This window comes from Sorangium sp. So ce381, from assembly GCF_051473845.1.
In the GTDB taxonomy this organism is placed as follows: domain Bacteria; phylum Myxococcota_A; class Polyangia; order Polyangiales; family Polyangiaceae; genus Sorangium; species Sorangium atrum.
Genome location: NZ_CP150336.1, coordinates 6829039 through 6849595, shown reverse-complemented (window position 1 = coordinate 6849595; position 20557 = coordinate 6829039). Strand labels below are relative to the sequence as shown.

At 70.7% G+C, this 20557-nt stretch carries 18 protein-coding genes; 6 read left to right on the top strand and 12 right to left on the bottom strand.

Annotated features, from left to right (window positions below; all coding sequences use genetic code 11):
- Positions 1-150: 150 nt before the first annotated feature.
- From WMF29_RS25445 to WMF29_RS25425, 5 genes are all read right to left on the bottom strand, one after another.
- Entirely contained in the window at positions 151-864 is a 714-nt protein-coding gene (locus tag WMF29_RS25445) for a hypothetical protein (protein WP_437322738.1), read from the bottom strand.
- Between the two features lie 211 nt (positions 865-1075).
- Positions 1076-2065, bottom strand: a complete 990-nt coding sequence (locus WMF29_RS25440; protein WP_437322737.1) for a hypothetical protein — start codon at positions 2063-2065, stop codon at positions 1076-1078.
- 129 nt (positions 2066-2194) lie between these two features.
- Positions 2195-3244 (bottom strand): hypothetical protein, encoded by a 1050-nt coding sequence (locus WMF29_RS25435; RefSeq protein WP_437322736.1) that lies wholly within the window; start codon positions 3242-3244, stop codon positions 2195-2197.
- Positions 3245-3728: 484 nt separating this feature from the next.
- Positions 3729-4427: a hypothetical protein gene (locus WMF29_RS25430; RefSeq protein WP_437322735.1), complete on the bottom strand. Its 699-nt coding sequence runs from the start codon at positions 4425-4427 to the stop codon at positions 3729-3731.
- A 16-nt stretch (positions 4428-4443) separates the two neighbouring features.
- Positions 4444-4926: a MarR family winged helix-turn-helix transcriptional regulator gene (locus WMF29_RS25425; protein WP_437322734.1), complete on the bottom strand. Its 483-nt coding sequence runs from the start codon at positions 4924-4926 to the stop codon at positions 4444-4446.
- A gap of 502 nt (positions 4927-5428) precedes the next feature.
- Between WMF29_RS25425 and WMF29_RS25420 the strand changes: the two genes are divergently transcribed.
- Positions 5429-7501, top strand: a complete 2073-nt coding sequence (locus WMF29_RS25420; RefSeq protein WP_437322733.1) for a TonB-dependent receptor plug domain-containing protein — start codon at positions 5429-5431, stop codon at positions 7499-7501.
- A gap of 82 nt (positions 7502-7583) precedes the next feature.
- Here the strand turns inward: WMF29_RS25420 and WMF29_RS25415 are convergent, their stop codons facing one another.
- The 3 genes from WMF29_RS25415 to WMF29_RS25405 form a co-directional block, all read right to left on the bottom strand.
- Entirely contained in the window at positions 7584-8216 is a 633-nt protein-coding gene (locus WMF29_RS25415) for an NUDIX hydrolase (RefSeq protein WP_272093605.1), read from the bottom strand.
- Between the two features lie 153 nt (positions 8217-8369).
- Positions 8370-10046, bottom strand: a complete 1677-nt coding sequence (locus WMF29_RS25410; protein WP_437322732.1) for a carboxylesterase/lipase family protein — start codon at positions 10044-10046, stop codon at positions 8370-8372.
- Between the two features lie 11 nt (positions 10047-10057).
- Complete coding sequence (locus WMF29_RS25405; protein ID WP_437322731.1) at positions 10058-10300, bottom strand: hypothetical protein; 243 nt, start codon at positions 10298-10300, stop codon at positions 10058-10060.
- 199 nt (positions 10301-10499) lie between these two features.
- Between WMF29_RS25405 and WMF29_RS25400 the strand changes: the two genes are divergently transcribed.
- Positions 10500-12233 (top strand): hypothetical protein, encoded by a 1734-nt coding sequence (locus WMF29_RS25400; RefSeq protein ID WP_437322730.1) that lies wholly within the window; start codon positions 10500-10502, stop codon positions 12231-12233.
- Between the two features lie 126 nt (positions 12234-12359).
- On the opposite strand, the gene dsrP is transcribed toward WMF29_RS25400, so the two are convergent.
- From dsrP to WMF29_RS25385, 3 genes are read right to left on the bottom strand one after another with little or no spacing between them, the layout of a single operon-like run.
- Positions 12360-13634: a sulfate reduction electron transfer complex DsrMKJOP subunit DsrP gene (dsrP, locus tag WMF29_RS25395; protein WP_437322729.1), complete on the bottom strand. Its 1275-nt coding sequence runs from the start codon at positions 13632-13634 to the stop codon at positions 12360-12362.
- Positions 13635-13649: 15 nt separating this feature from the next.
- Positions 13650-14552: a 4Fe-4S dicluster domain-containing protein gene (locus WMF29_RS25390; protein ID WP_437322728.1), complete on the bottom strand. Its 903-nt coding sequence runs from the start codon at positions 14550-14552 to the stop codon at positions 13650-13652.
- Complete coding sequence (locus WMF29_RS25385; RefSeq protein ID WP_437322727.1) at positions 14549-15136, bottom strand: hypothetical protein; 588 nt, start codon at positions 15134-15136, stop codon at positions 14549-14551. The genes WMF29_RS25390 and WMF29_RS25385 overlap by 4 nt, the downstream gene beginning before the upstream one ends.
- A gap of 299 nt (positions 15137-15435) precedes the next feature.
- Here WMF29_RS25385 and WMF29_RS25380 point away from each other — a divergent pair, with 299 nt between their 5' ends.
- The 4 genes from WMF29_RS25380 to WMF29_RS25365 are packed head-to-tail and all read left to right on the top strand — an operon-like array spanning position 15436 to position 19221.
- Positions 15436-15678 carry a hypothetical protein gene (locus WMF29_RS25380; protein WP_437322726.1) on the top strand — a complete coding sequence of 81 codons (243 nt, stop codon included), beginning with the start codon at positions 15436-15438 and terminating at the stop codon, positions 15676-15678.
- On the top strand, positions 15675-18098 hold the full coding sequence (locus WMF29_RS25375) for a molybdopterin-dependent oxidoreductase (protein WP_437322725.1): 2424 nt from the start codon (positions 15675-15677) through the stop codon (positions 18096-18098). The genes WMF29_RS25380 and WMF29_RS25375 overlap by 4 nt, the downstream gene beginning before the upstream one ends.
- Positions 18095-18868, top strand: a complete 774-nt coding sequence (locus tag WMF29_RS25370) for a nitrate reductase cytochrome c-type subunit (protein WP_437322724.1) — start codon at positions 18095-18097, stop codon at positions 18866-18868. The genes WMF29_RS25375 and WMF29_RS25370 overlap by 4 nt, the downstream gene beginning before the upstream one ends.
- Positions 18865-19221 carry a hypothetical protein gene (locus WMF29_RS25365; RefSeq protein WP_437322723.1) on the top strand — a complete coding sequence of 119 codons (357 nt, stop codon included), beginning with the start codon at positions 18865-18867 and terminating at the stop codon, positions 19219-19221. Before WMF29_RS25370 ends, WMF29_RS25365 begins: the two co-directional genes overlap by 4 nt.
- Positions 19222-19270: 49 nt before the next feature.
- On the opposite strand, the gene manA is transcribed toward WMF29_RS25365, so the two are convergent.
- Positions 19271-20491: a mannose-6-phosphate isomerase, class I gene (manA, locus tag WMF29_RS25360; RefSeq protein WP_437322722.1), complete on the bottom strand. Its 1221-nt coding sequence runs from the start codon at positions 20489-20491 to the stop codon at positions 19271-19273.
- Positions 20492-20557: the final 66 nt, after the last annotated feature.

Below are 20557 nucleotides of genomic sequence, written 5' to 3'. Positions count from 1 at the left end.
GAGGCCCGGGGCCCAGGAGGTTCGGCCCTTCCGTACCCGACGGGCTTCCGGCGCGCTTCGTCTTTCTTGCCGGGTCGCCCCGAGCTCTAGCAGCCGCTGCGCGGCCTGTCATTCACCACCGCCCACGCGACGGGGCGGCCCGCGGCGCGCTCAGGCGCCAAGGAGCAGCCCGAGGCTGGCGGCGAGCGCGGCGTCGCTCCACGAGGACAGCCCGCGGGGCAGGAGGACGGTCGCGTGATGAGGCCGGCCTTCGCAGCTCCGCAACCCCTCGTAGGTGCGCCCCGTCCGTGTGAGCTCGTAGCTGCAGCGCCCGATCGTGCCCGTGAGCTGCCGCTCGTCCAGCCGGTAGTCGGAGAGGGCGCCGGCCAGGAGGCCCCGCGCGCGGAGCCCTGCCTCCGCCCGGGTCACCGAGAGCTCCAGCGGCATGGCGCCGACGGTGCCGGCCGCGCGCTGCCCCGTCGCGGTGACGTTCACGGCCTGGTCGAACGCCACACCCCGGACCGTCTGCCCGTCGCGCCCCCTGTCGGCGGCGTACACGCCGAGGTTCACGTCCGGGCCGACGACGCGCCCCGGCTCGATGTCGGCGCTCACGAGCTCGCCCCGGGCGGTCAGCAGGATGAACTCGTTCGGCCCTGCGGCGCGGAAGATGTCCTCGCGCGCAGGGGATTCGGCGGCCGGCGCCGTCCCGCACGCCGCGGTGAGCGAAAGCGCGAGCGCGAGTAGCCAGACAGCGCGCCCGGGGAGCAGGTTCATCCGCATCGCAACACCTCGACGCCCGACCGGGTGTGCCCGATCGGCCACGCGCAACGTGATGCCGGCGATGCCGAACCGGTAGATGCCTGTCCCGCCGGGAGCGCGCTTCACCGATCCGTTCCCGATGACATCAGGGACAACCCCGGCTCCTCCGTCCCGATGGCTCCTCCGCCCCCTCTGCACCATGCACCGCAGAGCGGCGGTCTCCCGCACAGGAGACGGGCCCAGATCGGCGTTTTCGGCGCGCAAGCGCACTCCGGTGCGCTGAGCACCGAAAACGCCGAGGTGGGCCCGTATCCGAAGCGGGTGACCGTCGCTCGCTTTAGCGGGGCAGCTCGAGGGGGGCGCAGGTCGAGACGCCGGCGCCGACGATGCGGAAGCCGATGTCCGTCATGTAGTCCGTGTCGATCGAGCCGTCCGACGGGCGATAGCGGCTCACGTTGGTGGTCCGCGACGGGGACCCGAGCTCGCTCGGGGCGGTGTAGAAATAGAAGTCGCCGCCCCAGAACGAGAACGCCCAGGAGCTGGGGGTCTCGATGCCCGGCAGGTCCGTGGCCTCGATGATCTCGCCGGTGTCCTTGTCGATCTCGGCGAGCTGCACCGGGGTGGTCGTGAAGAAGCCGAAGAGGCGTCCATCCCCCGTGCCCGTGAGCTCCGCCGAGATGTCGCGCATCGAGCCGCTGAACTCGCCGACCGGCGTCACCGACGCGCCCTCGATCCTCCCCAGCCCGATGCCCGGCGTGCCGGTGGCGCCCGCCACGAAGAGCTCCTCGGTGTCCGGGCGCGAGAGGTCGCTCGAGAAGCCCATGCCGAGCCGGGCCCATCCGTCGGAGAGCGTGGCCCCGGAGGGCTCGCAGCTCGCGTCCTCGGTGCTGACCTTGAACAACGTCCCCTCGCTGTCGTCGGCCTCCACATAGTTGACCCACGCCACCGCGTTGCGATCGACCGCCATCGAGTTGGGATCCATGCCGGTCCGGCACCCCAGGACACCAATCTTCGTGAACTCCTTACGATCGGGCCTGAAGCTGTAGAGCTCGTTGTCCTGTGAGAGCACATACACGAGGGAGGCCCGCTCGATGCACCCGTTGTTCGGGGCCCCACTCCCGTTGTCCCCACTCCCGATGTCTCCGCTGTTCCCGCCGATCCCGGCCCCGGAGCCAAACGGATCGTCCTGGCCGCCCGCGCCGCTCGCTACGCCGCTATTTTCGGCACCCGAAGACGGGTCGGTCTCCGTCGCGGACGTGCCGCTGTTGGACGCGCTGCAGCCGGCCGCCGCGAGCGCGATCCAGAAGCACCCTCGTGCGATTCGCATATCCGCTCTCCCTTTCGCGTGATTCGCTCTTATAGCCGCGAAGCGCGCGCACGGGTACACGAACTCGCACCCTCGCTCAAAGGGGCGTCCGGGTCGAACAGCTCGAACAGCCCTTGGCGGGCGGGGTCATCAGTAGATAGGGATGACCTCGTCCGACTGGCAGCAATAGTAGTCCGGGCTCTCCGGTGTCACCTGGCCCATGGCGACTCCGCCGGTCGGGGCGCACCTGCCCGGGTCTTCCCTGATCCATCGGGCCGCCATGCTCTCGAGCCGCAGATCCGGCCCCGCGACGCACTTCGGCCCGGCCATCGTCACCATCTCTGCGCCGAGGAGCTCGCGACAGCCGCCGTCCTCGTAGACCGAGACCAGCGCGGAGCACGTGGCGTCCTCGAGCTCCTCGCACGCGCACGGCGTGCAGCTGCGCGTGTCGTCGAAGCGCTCGGCGACGGCCAGCAGATCGGGATACTGCTCAGGGCACTCCGGCGTGCGCTGGTGGAGATAGCGGATGCACATCGTGAAGCCCCCTGACCGCTGCCTGGGGGCCGCGACACACATCCTCGAGGGATCTCTGCACTTGTCCTTGTCGGCCGTGCCCGTGCACGCGCGCACCCGGGTGCTCGCGGGGGCGGCCAGCCCGGGCGGCGCTCCTCCGGGATCGTGCGTCGGGGCGCACGCGCTCACGGTCGGCGCCGGGATGAGGAACGAGCCGATCTCGCTCGAGGTCGCCGCGGCCGGCGCCGTACACGCGCCGCTCCACCCCTCGGGGGCGGCGAACGACGTGGACGCCGTCCCGTCGCACGTCGCCGAGGCGCTCCCCAGGAGGCCTGACGGCAGCTCGCAGGAGGGCTTCGTGCAAAGGCACGTCGGACACGTGTGCTCGCCGTCGAAGCCGCTGTAACCGTCGAACACGAGATCCGGCGCCTCCGCCGGGCACTCCGGTGGGGACGTCCCGCCTGTCGCGTCGCCCCTCCAGAGCAGGATGGGATCGTCGAACCCGGGGGCCGGCGGCGGCACGCACGCGCCGTCGCACACGGGGCACGGATCATTGCATTCGTGAGCATCCAGGCTGAAGCACGGCTCGTTGCACGAATAGATCTGGACAGCGCCGCCTTCCCAGCAGCCCGCGAAGCTGCCGGCGCCGGCGAGCGCGATGCCGAACAGGTCCTTCCTTCTCCTCATCGTGATGGTCCTTCTCGCGTGTCGCGTTTCGGCTCTTCGGCAGGGGGCACCGCGACGATCGCTCGGCGCAGCCCCAAGCCTCTCTCTTCCTGCTCCTTTCACGCCGGCGAGGCGACCCGACCGGGGGCGCGCGGCGCCCTCGTCACTCCGGAGCCAAGGAGAGCTCGCATGCCTATTTCATACTTGGGTCGGCGGGGCCAAGGAAGCTGAATCTTGCCGTCAAGGCACGATGAATTGAGTATATTTCGATAGGCCCCGAGAAATTATCAGCAATCGTTGGTCGTGCGCTTTTCGTGAGAATCTCACCCTGGATGGTGGAAGGCACGGTGGCGCTGCCGCGCTGCCGGCGGGATCATGCCGCGCCGGGCGTCGCTCCTGGCCAAGGACGAGCGCGTCGCGCGTCGCGTGTCGCGCGTCGCGCGTCCGCCCCGCGCGACACGGAGGCGGCGAGCGACGTGAGGCCTGGCGGCGCGGGCGCGCGCGCCTATCGCTGCGACCGATCCAGCGCGTCCACGGCGTCGAGCTGGGGCTGGAGCTGGGCGCGCTCCTCGCCGGAGAGCGGCGCCGCGTCGATCTCGTCGCGAAGGGCGCGGGCGCGCGCCTGTTCGCCCAGGGCGACAGCGAGCTCGAGCCGGGCGGCGAGGGCGCGGGCGCGCTCGAGCGGGTCGTCCGCCCCCTTCCGGGCGAGCGCCACGTCGAGGACCTTGGCGGCCGCTGCGTCGTCGTTCTTGAAGTCGCGCAGCCGCGCCGCCGCGCGCAGGGCCTTGCCCAGCCTCGAGTCCGAGCGCGACCCGGCGGCCCCGTCGTCGTCGTCCGGCGCGTCCCGCCGGATGAAGATCACCGAGTTGCCCGCGACGTCGACCACCGTGAAGCGGCTCTGCCCCTTCTTCATGCGCGAGATCCGGGGCAGGCCGGAGATCGGCAGCTTGCCGTATGCCCGCCGCAGCCCGTCCGCGAAGGTCTCGTGGAGCCGCTCGACCTCGGGGACGATCACCAGGCACGTGCTGTACGCCTGCCTGGGATCCAGCCCCTTGAGGCCCATGAAGTGCAGGTGGACCTCCCCGCGGCGCGTCGCCGCATACACGTTCGGCGCTGTCTGCTGGTGGGTGACCTCGAAGCCCAGGGCGCCGTAGAATGCCAGGGTCTCGAGCAGCGACACGCACGGGAGCACGGGAATCGTCATCGCTCCGCTCATGGGATCACGCCTTTCGAGCGGGTCGCGCTGGCGACGCCGCGTCCTCTTCGAGCACACGCCGGGCCTGTCTCAGCGCATCGATGGTCGCGTGCAGGCTCGAAAGATCGAGCCGCTTGCCTATCCGGTCTGCCCACGCGGCGTGGCGCGCCTCGATCTGCCGCAGGGCCTCGCGCCCTGCCGCTGTCATCGCGATGAGCTTGGCCGTGCGGTGGTGCGGGTTCTCGACATACTCGACGAACCCCTCGCGCTCGAGGGCGTCCGCTATCTGCTGCACGCCCTGGCGGGTCAGCCCCATCGTCCGAGCGACGTTCGAGACCGGCGCCGGGCCATGGTCCACGACGCCGAGCACCTGCCAGCGCGCGCTCGTGAGCCCCGCCGGCCTCGCCAGGGCGTCCCCGGCCTCGAGCGCCAGACCATTCAAGCGGAACACCTCGATCACCAGCTCGCTGAGCGCGGTCGCCTCCGCGGTGAGCTTCGTCATCGACATCAAGCTGTCATTTTGACAGCTACTTGTCAAAAGAAACGCCGCGCCGGCCTTCTCCATGGAGCTGGTTTGCGTCGCGGGGAGCTCGGCGCGGCAGGAGGCCCGGCGGGATGTTCCAAGGCGCGGATCTCATGCCAGGTTTGAAAGCAGAGATCTCAGAATCGAAAGGTGTCGGGGCTATCCTTAAGGGTAACCCCAGGAACAGAGAAGGGGAGAGCCTTGGCTCAACTCCTGCTAAACACGGAGGCCAGAGCGCCCGTGACGGCTTCCCCCCCCCGCCGTCGAATGGGCGCTCTGTTTTTTGTGCCCCGGATCGGGGCAAGGGGACGCGCAGCCCGGCGATGCGGCTGAGCGGCGCCTTGCACGCGGGACGGGCGTCCCGGCACGTGGATGGCTGGGCGTGCATGGACTCCCTGGCTTCCGCCGAGCCCCTGGATTTGCTACTTCCGGGGCGCCACGGGGGGAGGTTCTCCCGGCTGCCCGGCGGCGCATTAACGACATCCGCGTGAGATCCCCAGGCGCACTCTTCTCCCTCGCGCTCGCGGCCGCCGCCACCTTTCATGCGGGCGAGGCGCGCCCTCAGCCTGCAGGCCGCCCGGCCGGTGAATCGGCAGGAACCGGAGGGACGCCGGCGCCCGGCGCAGCCCCGGCCGAGCCGCCGGCGTCCGAGGTTCCCGTCGGGTCGGCCGCGGCGCCCGCGGGGATCGAGGTCACCGTCGAGGGCAACCGGGCTCCGCCGGGCTCCGTCTCGCTCACGCGGCGCGACGTCCGCGAGCTGCCCGGCGCCCTCGGCGACCCCTACCGCGCCATCGAGATCCAGCCCGGCGTGACCTCGATCGCGAGCGGCATGCCGTACTACTACATCCGCGGCGCGCCGCCGGGGAACATCGGCTACTTCTTCAACGGCATCCAGGTCCCGCTCCTCTTTCACGTGGGCGCCGGCCCCAGCGTCATCCCTGCCGCGATGGTCCAGCGCGTCGAGATGCACCTCGGCCCCTATCCCGCGGACATCGGGCGGCTCGCGGGCGCGGCGATCGAGGCCGAGAGCGCGCCGCCGTCCGACGTCTGGCGCGGGGAGGGGAGCCTCCGGTTCGTCGACCTCGGCGGCGTCGTGGAAGGGCCGATGGACAGGGACACCCATGTCCTCGTGGGAGGGCATTACGCCGCCGGCGCGGCGCTCACGTCGGCGCTCGTCCCGAGCGTCGACGTGGGCTACGCCGACTACCAGGGGCGGATGACGTACCGGCTCGGGCCGGAGGAGCGCTTCACCGTCTTCGCCTTCGGCGCGTACGACTACCTCGCCAGCATCGGCAAGGAGCACGGCGCCGAGGTGACCGACGTCCTCCTCGACAGCGACTTTCACCGCCTGGACCTGCGCTACGACCGCGACGACGCCGCCTCGGGCGCGCGCGTCAGGTCGGCGCTCACCCTCGGGCTCGATCGGTCGCGCGGGGTGGGCGTGCAGAGCGCCGAGGCCTGGAAGCTCAACGCGAGGATGAGCCTGGCCCGGCCCATCCTCGCGGGGCGCGCGCTCCTGCGGGTGGGCGTCGACGCGGCGGTCGACCGCTACGTGGTGACGCCACGCCCCAGCACGTCGGACGGCGAGGCCGCCGGCGGCGAGTCCACCGAGGAGGACTCGCCCGCCGAGGGGACGGCCCAGCTCGACGAGAGCTTCCCCGAGCTCTTCCGCAGCCGGCTCGACCTGGCGCTGGGCGCGTGGGCGGACGCGCTGATCGTGCTCGACGAGCGGTCGACCCTCACGCCCGGCGTGCGCGTGGACCACTACACCTCGCTCGGCAAGAGCGCGCTCGCCGTCGACCCGAGGATCGTCGGCCGCTTCGGCGTCGGCGACCACGTGCGGCTCATCCCGGCGTTCGGCCTCGCCTCGCAGCTGCCCGGCCTCGCCCCGCTGCCGGCGCTCCAGATCGGCGGCATCCCGGGGGGGCTGCAGCGCAGCCTGCAGTCGAGCTTCGGCGTCGAGACCGACGCGGGTCCGGTCAACTTCAGCGCCACGGTGTTTCGACAGGTGACCCTCGGCCTGAGCGATCCGATCGGGACGGGCCGCGGCACGAACCTCAGCACGGAGCGCTTCCTCACGCGGAGCCTCGGCGACACGTACGGTCTGGAGCTCGGGGCGCGTGGGGCGCTCCGCCGCGACATGTTCTTCCTGGCGTCGTACACGCTGTCGCGCTCCACGCGCACGCGGGGCAAGTCGACGATCCCCTCCGCCTACGACCGGACGCACGTGGCGCACGTCGCGCTGCTCTACGACCTCGGCGCGGGCTGGCGCGCCGGGATCCGCCATGTCTTCTACACCGGCTTTCCCGCCGACGAGGCCGCCCCGGGCCGCCCCCCGCGCGAGCACCCGGATCGCATCGCGCCGTTCTACCGGCTCGACATGCGCCTGTCGAAGCGCTGGGCGCTGGGCGCGCGGAGCTACCTCGGGCTCGTGATCGACGTGCAGAACGCGACGCTGGCGAAGGAGGTGTTCGACGTGAGCTGCGATGACAGCGGGTGCACGCCGCGGAAGCTCGGGCCCATCACGATGCCTGGGCTCGCGATCGAGGGCGGTTTCTGAGGGGATAGGGGAAAAAGACGCCGACGACGCCGACGACGCCGACGACGCCGCGGCAGGCCGGCTGATCCGACGGCCGCGCGAGCTACCGGTGGAGCACCTCGAAGAGCTGCTTCAGCATGAGGTACGTCAGCCCCCAGACGACCCGCTCGTCCACGAGCAAGCACGGGAGCTGGAGGACGTTTCCCTCGTGCGTGTACGCGTAACGCGAGGTGCGCTCGCCGCGCGCGAGCGGCCCGAGCGGCGTCCAGAGCGCCTCGGCCACCTCGTCGCTCAGGGTGAGCTCCGGCGTGGAGCGCAGCGCGAAGACGAACGGGGCGACGATCATCCCGGCGCGCCGCCCGCGCGCGACCGCCGGGACCTCGGGCAGGCGCGCGAGCAGGGTCCCGTGCGCCGCGAGGTCGATCCCCACCTCCTCCCGGGTCTCGCGGATCGCCGTGGCGAGCAGGCTCTCGTCCGCCGGTTCGCGCCGCCCGCCCGGGAGCGCCATGTGCCCCGACCAGGGATCGGCCGGGTGCTCGGCCCGGCGGATCAGGAGGAGCTCGGCCTCCCCGGGCTCCCTGCCCCCCGCAGGATCGAGCGCCGTGCCCAGAGGCCCCGCCGGCGCCCGCAAGATCGCGGCGACCGCGGCCTGGCGCTCCTGCGTGAGCAGGTCGAGCGCGGCCTCGCGCCCGTCGAGGCGGGCCATGATGGCGGCGAGGTCGTAGGAGGAGAGCACCGTGGTCAGGATAGCATAATATCTATCGCTATTTAGAGCGCGGCGGCTGCGCTCGGGGATCCGTCGCGCGGCGGGCCCCGATGCAAGGCGCGCAGGCCGCACGCCGTGCCCCGGCCATGGCGCGACGCGCCGCGGCCCTCCGTGCGAGCGCCGTCAGGGAGCCGCCGTGGCGAAGGTGTCCCACGCGTCGCAGAGCTCGCTCTTCAGGCCGGTCTGCGGAGCGATCTCGAGATCGAGGGCGAGGCTCTCGTCCCCCTCCGCTTCATACCTCGGCCACGCGACGGCGCCCTCGCCGTTGGGGTCCCCGCTCGCCGCGAGGCGCGACCAGTAGCCCATGATTTCCTGCGACATCCCGAGCTCGCCCGCGGTCAGCGGCTCCGGCAACACCAATGTCGGGTTGCCGAACACGAACTTGATCTCGGAAGAATGGAAGGCGCCGAGATCGCCGAGCAGCGAGCTCTCGGGCGCATAGGTGAAATGATAGAGATACGTCGCCGCGCCGCCGCCCGCGAGCGCGCGCGCCGCCCGCCGCGTCGGGCATACGAACATCGAGTCACCCAGCGCCGCGATCGCCGCCGCCTGCGCCGAGCCGTAGGTCTGGCTCGGGTAGAGCGCCACCACCTCCTCGCCGTGGCCTGGGGCGAGCGTCTCGGCGAACGTCTCGAGCGCGGCGTCGTCGGCGACCGCCGCGGACTCGCCCCAGAGCGTGGCGAAGAGCGTGCCCTCGTCCGCGTTGCTGCCGAGGATCGTCGGCACCTTCTCGAAGCTCCCGGCCTCGAGGAGCTTGCCCGGCCTGTCGGGGAGGTTCCATCCGTCGACGACCGGGAACCACGTCGGGCCGGCGCCCTCGAGGAAGGCCGCGCCCCGCGGCAGCGCGCTCATGACCTCCTCGGCCGACTTGCCGCGCAGGCACTCGAGGACCGACGGCGCGTCGGTGCAGCCCAGCGCCTCGACGAGCTCTTGCCCTTGCGCGCTGGCCGCCGCCTCGTCCGCGGCGGAGTCGCACGGTCCGCTCTCGATGATGGCGCGCTGGAACAGGCCTTTGCTCCTGGGCGACACCAGGTGCATGCAGACGCTGATGCCGCCCGCCGACTCGCCGAACAGGGTGACCTTGCCCGGATCCCCGCCGAACGCGGCGATGTTGGCCTTGACCCATTCGAGCGCTGCGCGCTGGTCCTCGAGGCCGTACGCGCCCGTCGAGGGGTGATCGGGATCTTCCGACTTGAGCTCCGAGAGGGCGAGGAACCCGAGCGGGCCAAGGCGGTAGTTGAGGGTGACCACCACCGCCCCGGTCGCCTCGGAGAGCGCCCGGCCGTCGTAATCGGCCTCCCCGCCGCTGCCGAGCTCGAAGCCGCCGCCGTGAATCCAGACGAGGACGGGCAGGGGAGAGGACGCCGGGCGCTCGGGCGTCCAGACGTTCAGGGTGAGGCAGTCCTCTCCCGAGCTCTCGTTGAAGCCCGGGGTGAGCAGCTCCATCTGCGGGCAAGGGACGCCCACCTCGACGGCAGCCCGCGGCTCGGTCCACGGCTCGTGCCGCGCGGGCGATCTCCAGCGCAGGTCCCCGACAGGCGGCGCGGCGTACGGGATGCCCAGGAAGCTGCGCGTCGCGCCGACGCGCGCGCCCTCCACCGGACCCGCCTCCGTCTCGACGAGCGGCGCAGCCGCGTCGCTGCCGCCGGACCCACCGGCGCCGCCCGAGCCGCCGGCGCCGCCCGAGCCGCCGGCGCCGCCCGAGCCGCCGGAGCCCTCCAGAGCCGGCTCGCTCGAGCTGCAGGCGGCAGCGAGCAGGCCAAGAAGAATGGTGTGCGACAATGAAGGTCGAATAGGCATGATCGTCTCCGTCAAGAGCAAATCGTGAATGCAGGACCGTGGGAAGAGGCGAGCGCGGCGCCGAGGACGCAGGTGGCGATGAAGGCCGCCAGTCGGCGGAGCGACGTTCTGCGCACGCGGAATTCAACCATGAAGCGCGAGCGGTGGTGCTGGAATTTGACGTGGTTGTCTGAGAAGCTCTCACTGTGACAGCTTCGTGCTGCGGCGCAGGCCGCCTTGACATGGCGGATGGCGCGAACGCCTTCTGTGCGCATGGCAACTCATCGCAAAGACGGGATCGCGGGCGGCGCCGGGCGTCGAGAGGCTCCGGCGCATAGGTACCAGGGTCGCGCGGCCCGGATCGGGAGATCAGGCTGGTCCTGGCTGCTGTCATGCATGGTCATGGCCGGCGCCCTGACCGAGAGCGCGTGCAGCTCGGATCCTCGCCCTGGAGGACCTGGCGGAGCCGGCGGCATGGCGGCGTCCAGCGGGGGCGCGGGCGGCGAGGGCGCAACCACGGCGACCGGCGCGGGGGGAGAGGGGGGCGGAGGCGAGATCACGCCGGTCATGCCCGATATCCACCCCGAGGTGTTCGGCACGTTCGACACGTCGGAGCTGACGGTGTTCGCGTTCAGCCAGGTGGAGGTGAACGAGGCGGATCCCCAGGTGCTCGAGCTCGCCCCGGACATGGTGCCGAGAGCGTGGCAGCGCTGGCGCGATACAGGGATCGAGGCCGACGATTATGACGCCGAGTACCTGGCGAGCTGCCGCGAGCGCGGCGTCCGCTTCGTCGCGGGCAGCACCGCATCCATCATCTTCGACGACGAGGTCGACAGCGACGAGCAGTTTCGGGAGCAGACAACGCGCAACGCCGCGGGCGAGCTCGTCGCCCACGACCAGATCGTGCCAGGCGCCCACCGGTCGAGCATGGCGTCCCCGAGCTACCGGGCGCGGCTCGTCGAGATCGGCAAGCTCCAGATCGACCTCGGCGTCGACGGGCTGAACTTCGACGAGATCAACGGCGGCTACGGGGGCGCGGAGTACGACGGCAACGAGGGGTTCGACGACCACCATGTCGCGGACTTCGGCAACTACCTCTGTCGCAAGCACGGCGGCCGTCCGGACGGCTGGCAGCAGGGGTTCGATCTCCTCCCCGAGGACGGGCTCGACTGCGGAGGAGCGCCGGAGACCGCCGGGAGAGGCTTCGATTTCCGCGGCTACCTCCAGCGCGTGAACGCAACGGCGAAGCCCTTCGACAGCGGGAACGAGCTGCTCGTCGAGGAGTGGGGCCGGACCGTGGGGAACCGCCCAGACCCGCAGCTCGGGACCTTCGTCGAGGTCTATCCGGCGCTCGTCTACTGGCAGGAGGTGGTGCTCGAGCTCCGCCGCTACGCGCGCGAGCAGCACGGCCGCGAGATCTTCATCTCGTCGAACGGCATCGTGCCGTTCGTCGACATGCAGAGCGTGGGCCTGTACGACTGGAACATCGACGGCGACGGCCCGCGCGGCATGAACTGGGTGCCTGTGGTGGAGGGGCACCTCGACGGGACCGTGTCGTTCCAGACCGCCCTGCGGGGGCTCAAGGCGCGCTCGAAGCGCGTTCAAGACCTCGTCGGTGGCAAGGAAGTCCCCCTGATGCTGTTCCTGGACTGGCCCAATGACATGATGAACCGCTACTACGGGCTCCCGCTGGAGGAGCGGAAGGACTATTTCCGCGTCTTCGCCGCGGAGGCCTACGCGAACGGCCTGTACTTCGCCCTGCCGCTGCACACGACCACGGACGAGAACACGGCGACCGCGCTCGAGATGATGGAGTTCTTCGCGCGCTTCCGCGACTTCTACAAGTCCCACGAGGGCCTGTACCACGGAGCGACGGACCTCGCAGGGCCCGTGACACTCTCCTTCGAGGAGTGCGCGTCCGCCGAGCAGCCCGATGCGTGCGCTGGCGGGAAGAAGATGAGCCATAACCTCGTGCGGCTCGCGGACGGCCGCACGGTGCTCCACGTGATCAACCACGAGTACAGCGCAGGGGTGGTGGAGCAAGAGGGGGTGACGGTGAGCTTCCCCGCGGACGCAAGCCCGACGCAGGTCACCGCCGCGTCGATCGATTTCGAGGAAGATCGCGCGGTGCCCTTCTCGTACGAGGACGGCGTGGTCACGGCGGAGATCGGGGCGCTCCCGGCCTCCGTCGCGATCGTCGCCGAGTGAGCGCGGCAGCGCCGCGGGTCAAGCTGTCCACCCGGGGCGCATCGCCGACCTTCTCCGAAGCAGGCCCGCAGCCGAGCGCGACGAGCCCGAGATGTGTCCGGCGGCGCGCCATGCCACACAGCAGCCCTAGTGCGTAAGCGGCGGCGCGTGCTCGCCGGTGCGGGTGTCACCGGAGCGCGGCTCGACCGACATCTCGCCGGTGAGCACCGTCAGCGCGACCTTGATGGCGATCGTGAGCACCATGAACCCCAAGGCCCAGATGCCCGCCGTGATCTTCCACTCGGCCATCGAGGGCACGTACTCGACGAGCTCGTGCAGGGTGCTCGGCACGAAGCCCGGGATGATGAGGCCCATGCCCTTCTCGATCCAGACGCCGGCGAAGGCGGCGACGCAGGCGGCGTTGAGGAAGGCCCGGCTCCCGCGGCTCGCCGGGAGGTGCAGGAGCGCCGCGGAGGCCACGTTCAGCGCGACGGCCGACCAGATCCAAGGCACGAGCGCGCTCTTGCCGTGCAGGCCGAAGAACAGGTAGGTCACCGCGGTGCTGTGCGTGCCGCCGGTGTAGAGCGACGTGAAGAGCTCCGAGCCCAGCATGAACAGGTTGAGCAGCACGGTCACGCGGAGCACGGAGGTGAGGGTGCGGATCGGCCCGTCGCCCACGCGCAGCCGGGTCAGCCGGGCGACGAGCTGGAGCATCAGGATCACGAAGGCCGGGCCCGTGATGAAGGCAGAGGCGATGAAGCGGGGGGCGAGCAGCGCCGAGTTCCAGAACGGGCGGCCGCCGAGGCCCGAGTAGAGGAACGCCGTCACCGTGTGGATCGACACCGCCCAGCCGATGGACAGGAACACGAACGGCAGATACCACTTCCTGTCCGGCTTCCTGCCCAGGTACCTCGTGTAGATGAGGTAGCCCGAGATGTGCAGGTTGATGAACAGGTAGCCGTTCAGGACGATGACGTCCCAGGTCAGCATCGAGATTGGCCAGTTGAACCGCCCGAGCCCGGGCAAGATGTGCCAGAACCTGTCCGGGCGCCCCATGTCGGCCACGATGAACAGGAGGCACACGACGATGGCGGCGATCGCGAGCAGCTCGCCGAGGATCACGACGTCGTGCATCTCGTGGTCGTCGTAGAGATACGCCGGGATCACCATCATCACGGCGCCCGCCGCGAGCCCCACGCCGAAGGTGAAGTTCGCGATGTAAAGGCCCCACGAGACGTGGTCGCTCATGCCGGTGACCCGCATGCCCTCGACGAGCTGGTGGGCCCAGGCGTTCGCCCCGACGAGGGCGATCGCCGTGAGCACGGTCATCCAGAGATAGAAGCGCCACGAGCCCTCGAAGCTCTGGCCGATCACCCGGAGGAGGAAGCGCGGGTAGGTGATGGCGTGCGTGTCCTTGCCCATCGTGGCTCCGCTCGCTCAGACGTCGAAGAAGTAGAAGAAGCGCGGCCGCGTGCCGAGCTCCTCCTTGAGGACGAAGATCCGCTTGTTCTCGAGCACCCAGCGGATCTCGCTCTTCGGATCCAGGAGGTTGCCGAAGACGCGCGCGCCCGTGGGGCAGGCCTCGAGGCAGGCCGGCATCCGGCCCTCGCGCGTCCGATGCAGGCAGAAGGTGCACTTCTCCACGACGCCCTGGGGCCGGATGCGGTTCGACAGGTAGCCCTGGTCCGGGTTGATCTCGTCCGCGGGCACCTCGGGCTTCGTCCAGTTGAAGCGCCGCGCGTGGTAGGGGCAGGCGGCCTCGCAGTAGCGGCAGCCGATGCACCAGTTGTAATCGACGGCGACGATGCCGTCGGGCTCCTTCCAGGTGGCCTGGACGGGGCAGACCTTCACGCAAGGCGCGTTGTCGCACTGCTGGCACTGCACCGGCATGTAGTACTTGCCCTTCGCGGGCACGGCGTGGTCGTACGTCGCGTCGCCCTTCTCCATGTCGAAGCTGCCCTGATCCATCTCGAGCACGCGGATGTAGGAGTTGTTCGTGCGCCGATCGTGGTTGTTCTCCACGTGGCACGCCTCGGCGCACTTGCGGCAGCCGATGCACACGCTCAGGCTGAGCGCGTAGCCGAACTGCACCCCTTCCTGCGGGCGGACGTCGCGGATCGTGACCTCGCGGCCGTACTCCTCGCGCGTCTCCCGCTCGAGGCGGCGGATGACCTCGGCGAGCTCTTCGCTCGTGAGCTCCTTGTAGTGGCGCTGCAGGAACTGATCGAGCGAGAGGTCCTTGCTCCACGCGCGGAGCGGCTCCATCGCGTGGGCGAACGCGGAGGCGCCGAGCGTGGCTCCGAGCACCTTGAGCGCGACGCGCCTGGATGTCTGGGTCATCGGTGGGTTCCTTCTCCTGCGCCGGGCGCCGCCACGAAGCGGTCGCGCGGGGGCAGGACGGGCATCGACGGCTGGAATGCCGGCACGTGCGGATCGTGGCAGTCGACGCAGTGGTTGCGCACGCGCGCTCCGCCCGCGTAACTGCCGTTCATCCCGCCGTGCGCCCCGTTCGCGTAGTCGCGGAGCTGGGGGCCGTGGCACTGGGCGCAGAGCTGCATGGCGTCGCGCATCGGCAGGAGCGTGCCATCGGCCTTGCGCAGCGTGTCCTGCTCACCGATCACATGGCACGAGGCGCAGCTCAGCCCGCCGTGCTCGAACCTCAGCCCCACGTGGAACTCGTCGAGCTCCGCCGTCGAGGTCGGCAGCGCATCGGGCCTGCGGAGCGAATGGCACGTCACGCACGCCGCGCGGATCGGCCGGCCCAGGGAGTCCCGCTTGTCCGTCGAGACACCCGAGAGCTTGTCAGGGCGGTGGACGCTCGCGGAGGCGATCGGCGTCGCGTCGAGCGCGGGGCGCAGCCCGGGCGGCTGATCGCGACCCTGGCAGCCTGCCGCGTGCGCCACGCACAGGAGTCCCAGGATCACGGCGGCTCCGGGAAGATGAAGAGAGGCGTGCACGGCTCGAACCACATCGCACGCCACGTGCCATCGCGCGCGTCCGGGGCGGCGCCGAGGCCCGCGGCTCGACACGGTGCAGGGCGCGCGTTCCGACGCACCGTTTGCGCATCCCGGCGATCCTCGTGCGCCGCGGATCTCCGGTAAGGCGAAGGGACAGGCCGCGATGCGCGGGCGTTCCGGCGAGGAGCTCGTGTGGCCCGGACGTTGCGATGTTGCCATGCGACGCTCGACCGCATCCACCCGAACAACCCCAACCAGGCGTGCCGATGCCCATCAGTGCTCTTGTCATCACGCTCTCCGATGAGCCCAGCGCGCGAGCGCGCGCGTGTCGCTCGCTCGCCGCAGAGGCGGCGCTCTCGCTCGGTCCTCCGTGTGGTTCGAGGCTACCCGCGATCGCCGAGACAGCGACCCTGGTCGCCGGGGAAGAGCTCGTGGAGCGGATGCTCTGCACCGACGGCGTGGACTTCGTCGACGTGGTCTCGGTCGACTTCTCGGATCTGGAGCCATGATGGATCGTCGCGAATTCCTGAGGTGCTCCGCGATGGGCGCGGCGACCGTGGCCGCCAGTCGGCTCGCGCTGGGCAAGGACGGCGTCGCCGCCGCCCAGGCGGCGCCCGCTGCGGGGATCACCTCCGATGTGGTCTGGAACAAGGCGCCGTGCAGGTTCTGCGGCACCGGCTGCCACGTGCAGGTGGGCGTGAGAGGGGGCCGCGTGGTCGCGGTCGCGGGCGACCAGAGCGCGGACGTCAACAAGGGCCTGCTCTGCGTGAAGGGGTATCACGTCGGCCTCGCCCTCTACGGCAGAGACCGGCTCACGAAGCCGCTGCTCCGCAGGAACGGCAAGCTCGAGCCCATCGGCTGGGACGAGGCCATCGCGATCATCGCGCGGCGCGCGACGCAGAACCCGGCGGGGTTCGCGCTCTACGGCAGCGGCCAGTGGACGATCCCCGAGGGGTACGCGGCGAACAAGCTCGTGAAGGCGGGGCTCGGCAACAACCAGATCGACCCGAACGCGCGCCTCTGCATGGCGTCGGCGGTGACAGGCTTCCTCTCCACCTACGGCGTGGACGAGCCGGCCGGCTGCTACGAGGATCTCGACAGGTGCGATGTCCTCCTCATGTGGGGGAACAACCCGGCCGAGATGCACCCCGTGCTCTTCTCGCGCGTCGTCGACCGGCGATCGAGGGGCGAGCAGGTGCTCCTCATCGATCTCACGACGCGGCGCACGCGCACCTCGGCCTTCTGCCAGCACACGCTCTATTTCAAGCCGAACACCGATCTTGCGATCGCGAACGGCATCGCGCACCTGCTCGTCGAGCGCGGGACGTTCGACCGGGCGTTCATCGACAGGTTCTGCAACTTCCGGAAGCGGACCGAGCCCCCGACCCTCGAGGGGCAGCCGATGAGCTTCGAGGAGTACAAGGCGGCGCTCGCCGAGTACACGCCGGAGCGGGTGGAGGCGATCTCGGGCGTCGCCGCGAAGGACATCCGGATGCTGGCGGATCTCTTCGGGCGCCGCGATCTGCGGATCACGAGCCTCTGGTGCATGGGGATGAACCAGCACACCCGCGGCACCGCGATCAACGATCTGGTGCACGGCGTGCACCTGCTCAGCGGCCATTTCGGCAAGCCCGGCGACGCCCCGACCAGCCTGACGGGCCAGCCGTCGGCCTGCGGCACGGTGCGCGAGGTCGGCACGCTCGCCCACGGGCTCCCCGGCGGCCTCGTCGTCACGAACGCCGAGCACCGGAAGGAGGCCGAGCACCTCTGGAACCTGCCCGAGGGGCGGATCAACCCGAAGCCCGGCTACCACACGGTCGACCTCTGGAAGCGCTTCTCGACCCCGAAGGAGCAGGGCGGCGACATCGACACCATCTGGGTGATGGTGACCAATCCAGGCCAGTCGTTGCCGAACACCAACGAGCTCTTCGACGCGAGCCGCAAGATCCCGGGCAAATTCCTTATCGTGTCCGACGTCTACCCGACGGCCACGGTGCGCGCCGCGGATCTCGTCCTGCCCTCGGCCATGTGGGTCGAGAAGAACGGGATGTTCGGCAACTCCGAGCGCCGCACGCAGCAGTGGTTCAAGATGGTCGAGCCGCCCGGCGAGGCGCGGGACGATGCATGGCAGATCATCGCCGTGGCGCGCAAGCTCCACGACATGGGCTTCGCCGGGATGAAGGACAAGGACGGCCGTTTCCTGTTCGACATCCGGAAGGACGGCAAGGGAGTGCCGGTCTGGGACTACAAGCACTACCACGACGTCAACGTCGACGAGCACCTCTTCGAGGAGTACCGCGAGTTCAGCCGGTTCAAGCACAAGGACCTGGCGCCGTACCGCGAGTACGTCAAGGCGCGCGGCCTGCGCTGGCCCGTCGTCGAGCAGCCCGACGGCTCGTGGCGTGAGACGCGGTTCCGCTTCGCGCGGTTCGACGACCCTTATGCCACGAAGGACGAGATCCAGTTTTACCACTCGGTGACCAAGGACGACCGGGCGCTCATCTGGTTTCACCCCTACGAGCCGCCGCCCGAGTCGCCCGACGCGGAGTATCCCTTCTGGCTGTGCACGGGCCGCGTCCTCGAGCACTGGCACACGGGGTCGCTCACCATGAGGATACCCCAGCTACAGCGGGCGATGCCGCAGTCGTACCTGGAGATGAACCGCGAGGACGCGCGGAGCCTCGGTGTCGGCGACGGCGAGGTCGTGATCCTGGAGAGCCGGCGCGGCGCGCTCGAGCTGCCTGTCTGGATCGAGGGCCGGGGCGCGCCGCCGGCTGGCACGGTGTTCGTGCCGTTCTTCGATGAGACCGTGATGGTGAACCGCGCGACGTTCGAGGCGTACGATCCGCTCTCGAAGCAGCCGGACTACAAGAAGTGCGCGGTCAGGATCCGCCGCAAGCCGCAGGCGAAGCGGGGAGAGGCGCGATGAAGGACGCCCGCGGCCTGCACGTCGGCCTCGCCGCGATCGTCGCTGTCGCGGCGGCGGGCTACTTCTCGGGGGTCCGCGGCACGGAGCAGGGGGTCGCTGAGCTGCGCGGCGATCCCGCTCCGCCGTCGGCGAGCGTCGAGGCGCGCAGCTACGCCGACATGCGCGAGCGCGCGCACGGCCCGAACGCCGGCATGTACGAGGGCGCATTCGCCCGGCTCGAGGCGGCGGACGCCGATCTCTACGCGCCTGTCGAGCAGTCGGAGGCCGATCGAGAGGCGGCGCTCGAGCGGCGCGCCTCCCGCCGCGCCTACGACGGCGCGCCGCCCACGATCCCGCATCGCATCGAGCAGCTCGGCGCCCCGGATTGCCTTTCATGCCACGAGCGCGGGCTGCGCGTCGCGAACCTCACCGCGCCCAGGATGAGCCACCGTCGCTACGAGAGCTGCACGCAGTGCCATGTCGTCGGCGCCGACCCGAGGCCGCTCGCGGAGACGCCGCCTCCGCCCGACAACACCTTTGCGGGCATGGCGTCGCCGCGGCGAGGCGCCCGCGCCTACGAGGGCGCGCCGCCGACGATCCCGCACCCGACGCTGATGCGCTCGGAGTGCGCGAGCTGCCATGGTGTCCATGGCGCCCTCGGGATGCGCTCGACCCATCCTTATCGGCAGAGCTGCACCCAGTGCCACGCGCCTTCGGCCGAGCTGGATCAGCGCGCGCCCAGGCCTCTGTCCGCGTGGCCACCGCCGAGCATGGGAGCGGACAGGCCATGAAGCTCCACACCGTGGATGAGACGGAGAGCGCCCCCGAGATCCGGCTGCCGCCATTGCAGGAAGCGGTGCTCGACGAGGCGACCCTCGATCAGCTCTTCTTCGACCTCGCCGAGGCCGCGGAGCTCGTCTCGGTGTCGCTCAAGGCCGGTGCGACTGCCCGCGCAGGGGATCTCCAGCGGGCCGGCAGCGCGGGCGGCGAGCTCGCCCTCGCCCGTCGCGCGCTCGTCGACGGGACCGCGCTCGGGGTGCAGATCCGTTATCGCTTCGCGGGCTCGGAGTGGTGGGATACGCTGCTCCGGATTCCCTCCGGCGTGCGCCTCGTGCGCGTCCGGATCGAGGATGCCCTCGGATAGCGCGTCGCGCCCGCGTGGCGCCGTCGTTCGATGAGCAGAGAAAGCGGCGTCAGAGCCCGACGGTGGCCCGGAAGAACTGGCCGTGTCCCTCGATGGCGTAGCTCCCCGACGAGAACGGGACGAAGATCGAGCCACCCTGGCCGAGCTCGCGGGCAGCGCCGCGCGCGTCGACCAGCGAGGCCTGTCCCCGGGTGCAGAGGACGATCTCGGGGCCTCGGCGGTCATCGGTCCTCCAGGGGGCCGCGGCGTCGAGCTCGATGCGGGAGAGCCGGAACTCCGGCGCTGGGGTGTCATAGAAGGACTCCACGCCCACCTGGCGCGGCGCGATGGGCTCGACACGCCACGGCGCGAAATCGAGGACGCGAATGAGCTCGTCGACGTTGACGCGCTTCGGCGTGAGCCCGCCGCGCAGCACGTTGTCGGAGCTCGCCATGATCTCGATCCCGACGCCCTGCACATAGGCGTGCAGACGGCGCGGCGGCAGGTACAGCGCCTCGCCCGGCTCGAGGTGCACGTCGTTGAGCAGGAGCGCGATCACGACGCCGACGTCGCCCGGGTAGAGCTCGTGCAGGCGGAGCGCCCAGCCAGCGGCCCGCGCGAGCCATCCGCCCGCCTGGGCGCGCGCCCGGCACGCCTCGACCACCGAGGACACGAGCTCGCGCCGGGCGGCCGGTTCGAGCGCGAGCAGGCCCTGCACGAGCCGCGCGACCGCGGCCGCGTCGATCGCATCGGCGCTGCGCGGGACGAGCGCGTCCCCTGGGCCTCCGGCAAGGAGCTCGAAGACCTCCGGCAGGGCCGTGGCCGGCCGGAACCCGCAGAGGGCGTCGAACGGGGTGAGCGCGCAGATGAGCTCGGGCTTGTGGTGCGGGTCGCGGTAGGTCCGCTCGGGGGCGTCGATCGGGACGCCGGCGGCGTTCTCCGCGTCGAACCCGCGCCGCGCCTGCGCCTCGTCCGGGTGTGCCTGGAGCGACAGCGGCTGGTCGGCCGCGAGCACCTTGAGGAGAAAGGGGAGCCGAGCGCCGAAGCGATCGCGCGCGGGTCCGCCGAGGAATGCGTCCGCGTGCCTGGAGATGGCGTCGATCAGGCGCTCGCGGCCCCCGTCGAGCTCGATGCACGAGGAGGCCGCCGGGTGCGCTCCCATCCAGAGCTCGGCCTGCGGTTTGTCGGAGGGGCGCTGTCCGAGCAGCGTCGCGATGGCGTCCCGGGAGCCCCAGGCGTACTCCTGAACACGGTTCTCGAGCGAAAACATGGGGATAACGTGCTCCTGCAAGGCGCCACCCTACCTCATGGCACCCCAGAAATCAGCTCTCGAGGGGGCCGTGAGCAGGCTCCGTTC

Excerpts from the sequence above, each read along its gene's own strand:
- WMF29_RS25410 (WP_437322732.1), bottom strand. The coding sequence starts at position 10,046 with ATGCCTATTCGACCTTCATTGTCGCACACCATTCTTCTTGGCCTGCTC.
- WMF29_RS25435 (WP_437322736.1), bottom strand. The coding sequence starts at position 3,244 with ATGAGGAGAAGGAAGGACCTGTTCGGCATCGCGCTCGCCGGCGCCGGC.
- WMF29_RS25390 (WP_437322728.1), bottom strand. The coding sequence starts at position 14,552 with ATGACCCAGACATCCAGGCGCGTCGCGCTCAAGGTGCTCGGAGCCACG.
- WMF29_RS25440 (WP_437322737.1), bottom strand. The coding sequence starts at position 2,065 with ATGCGAATCGCACGAGGGTGCTTCTGGATCGCGCTCGCGGCGGCCGGC.
- WMF29_RS25430 (WP_437322735.1), bottom strand. The coding sequence starts at position 4,427 with ATGACGATTCCCGTGCTCCCGTGCGTGTCGCTGCTCGAGACCCTGGCA.
- dsrP (WP_437322729.1), bottom strand. The coding sequence starts at position 13,634 with ATGGGCAAGGACACGCACGCCATCACCTACCCGCGCTTCCTCCTCCGG.
- WMF29_RS25380 (WP_437322726.1), top strand. The coding sequence starts at position 15,436 with ATGCCCATCAGTGCTCTTGTCATCACGCTCTCCGATGAGCCCAGCGCG.
- WMF29_RS25375 (WP_437322725.1), top strand. The coding sequence starts at position 15,675 with ATGATGGATCGTCGCGAATTCCTGAGGTGCTCCGCGATGGGCGCGGCG.
- WMF29_RS25370 (WP_437322724.1), top strand. The coding sequence starts at position 18,095 with ATGAAGGACGCCCGCGGCCTGCACGTCGGCCTCGCCGCGATCGTCGCT.
- WMF29_RS25400 (WP_437322730.1), top strand. The coding sequence starts at position 10,500 with ATGGCGGCGTCCAGCGGGGGCGCGGGCGGCGAGGGCGCAACCACGGCG.
- WMF29_RS25405 (WP_437322731.1), bottom strand. The coding sequence starts at position 10,300 with ATGCGCACAGAAGGCGTTCGCGCCATCCGCCATGTCAAGGCGGCCTGC.
- WMF29_RS25425 (WP_437322734.1), bottom strand. The coding sequence starts at position 4,926 with ATGTCGATGACGAAGCTCACCGCGGAGGCGACCGCGCTCAGCGAGCTG.
- WMF29_RS25365 (WP_437322723.1), top strand. The coding sequence starts at position 18,865 with ATGAAGCTCCACACCGTGGATGAGACGGAGAGCGCCCCCGAGATCCGG.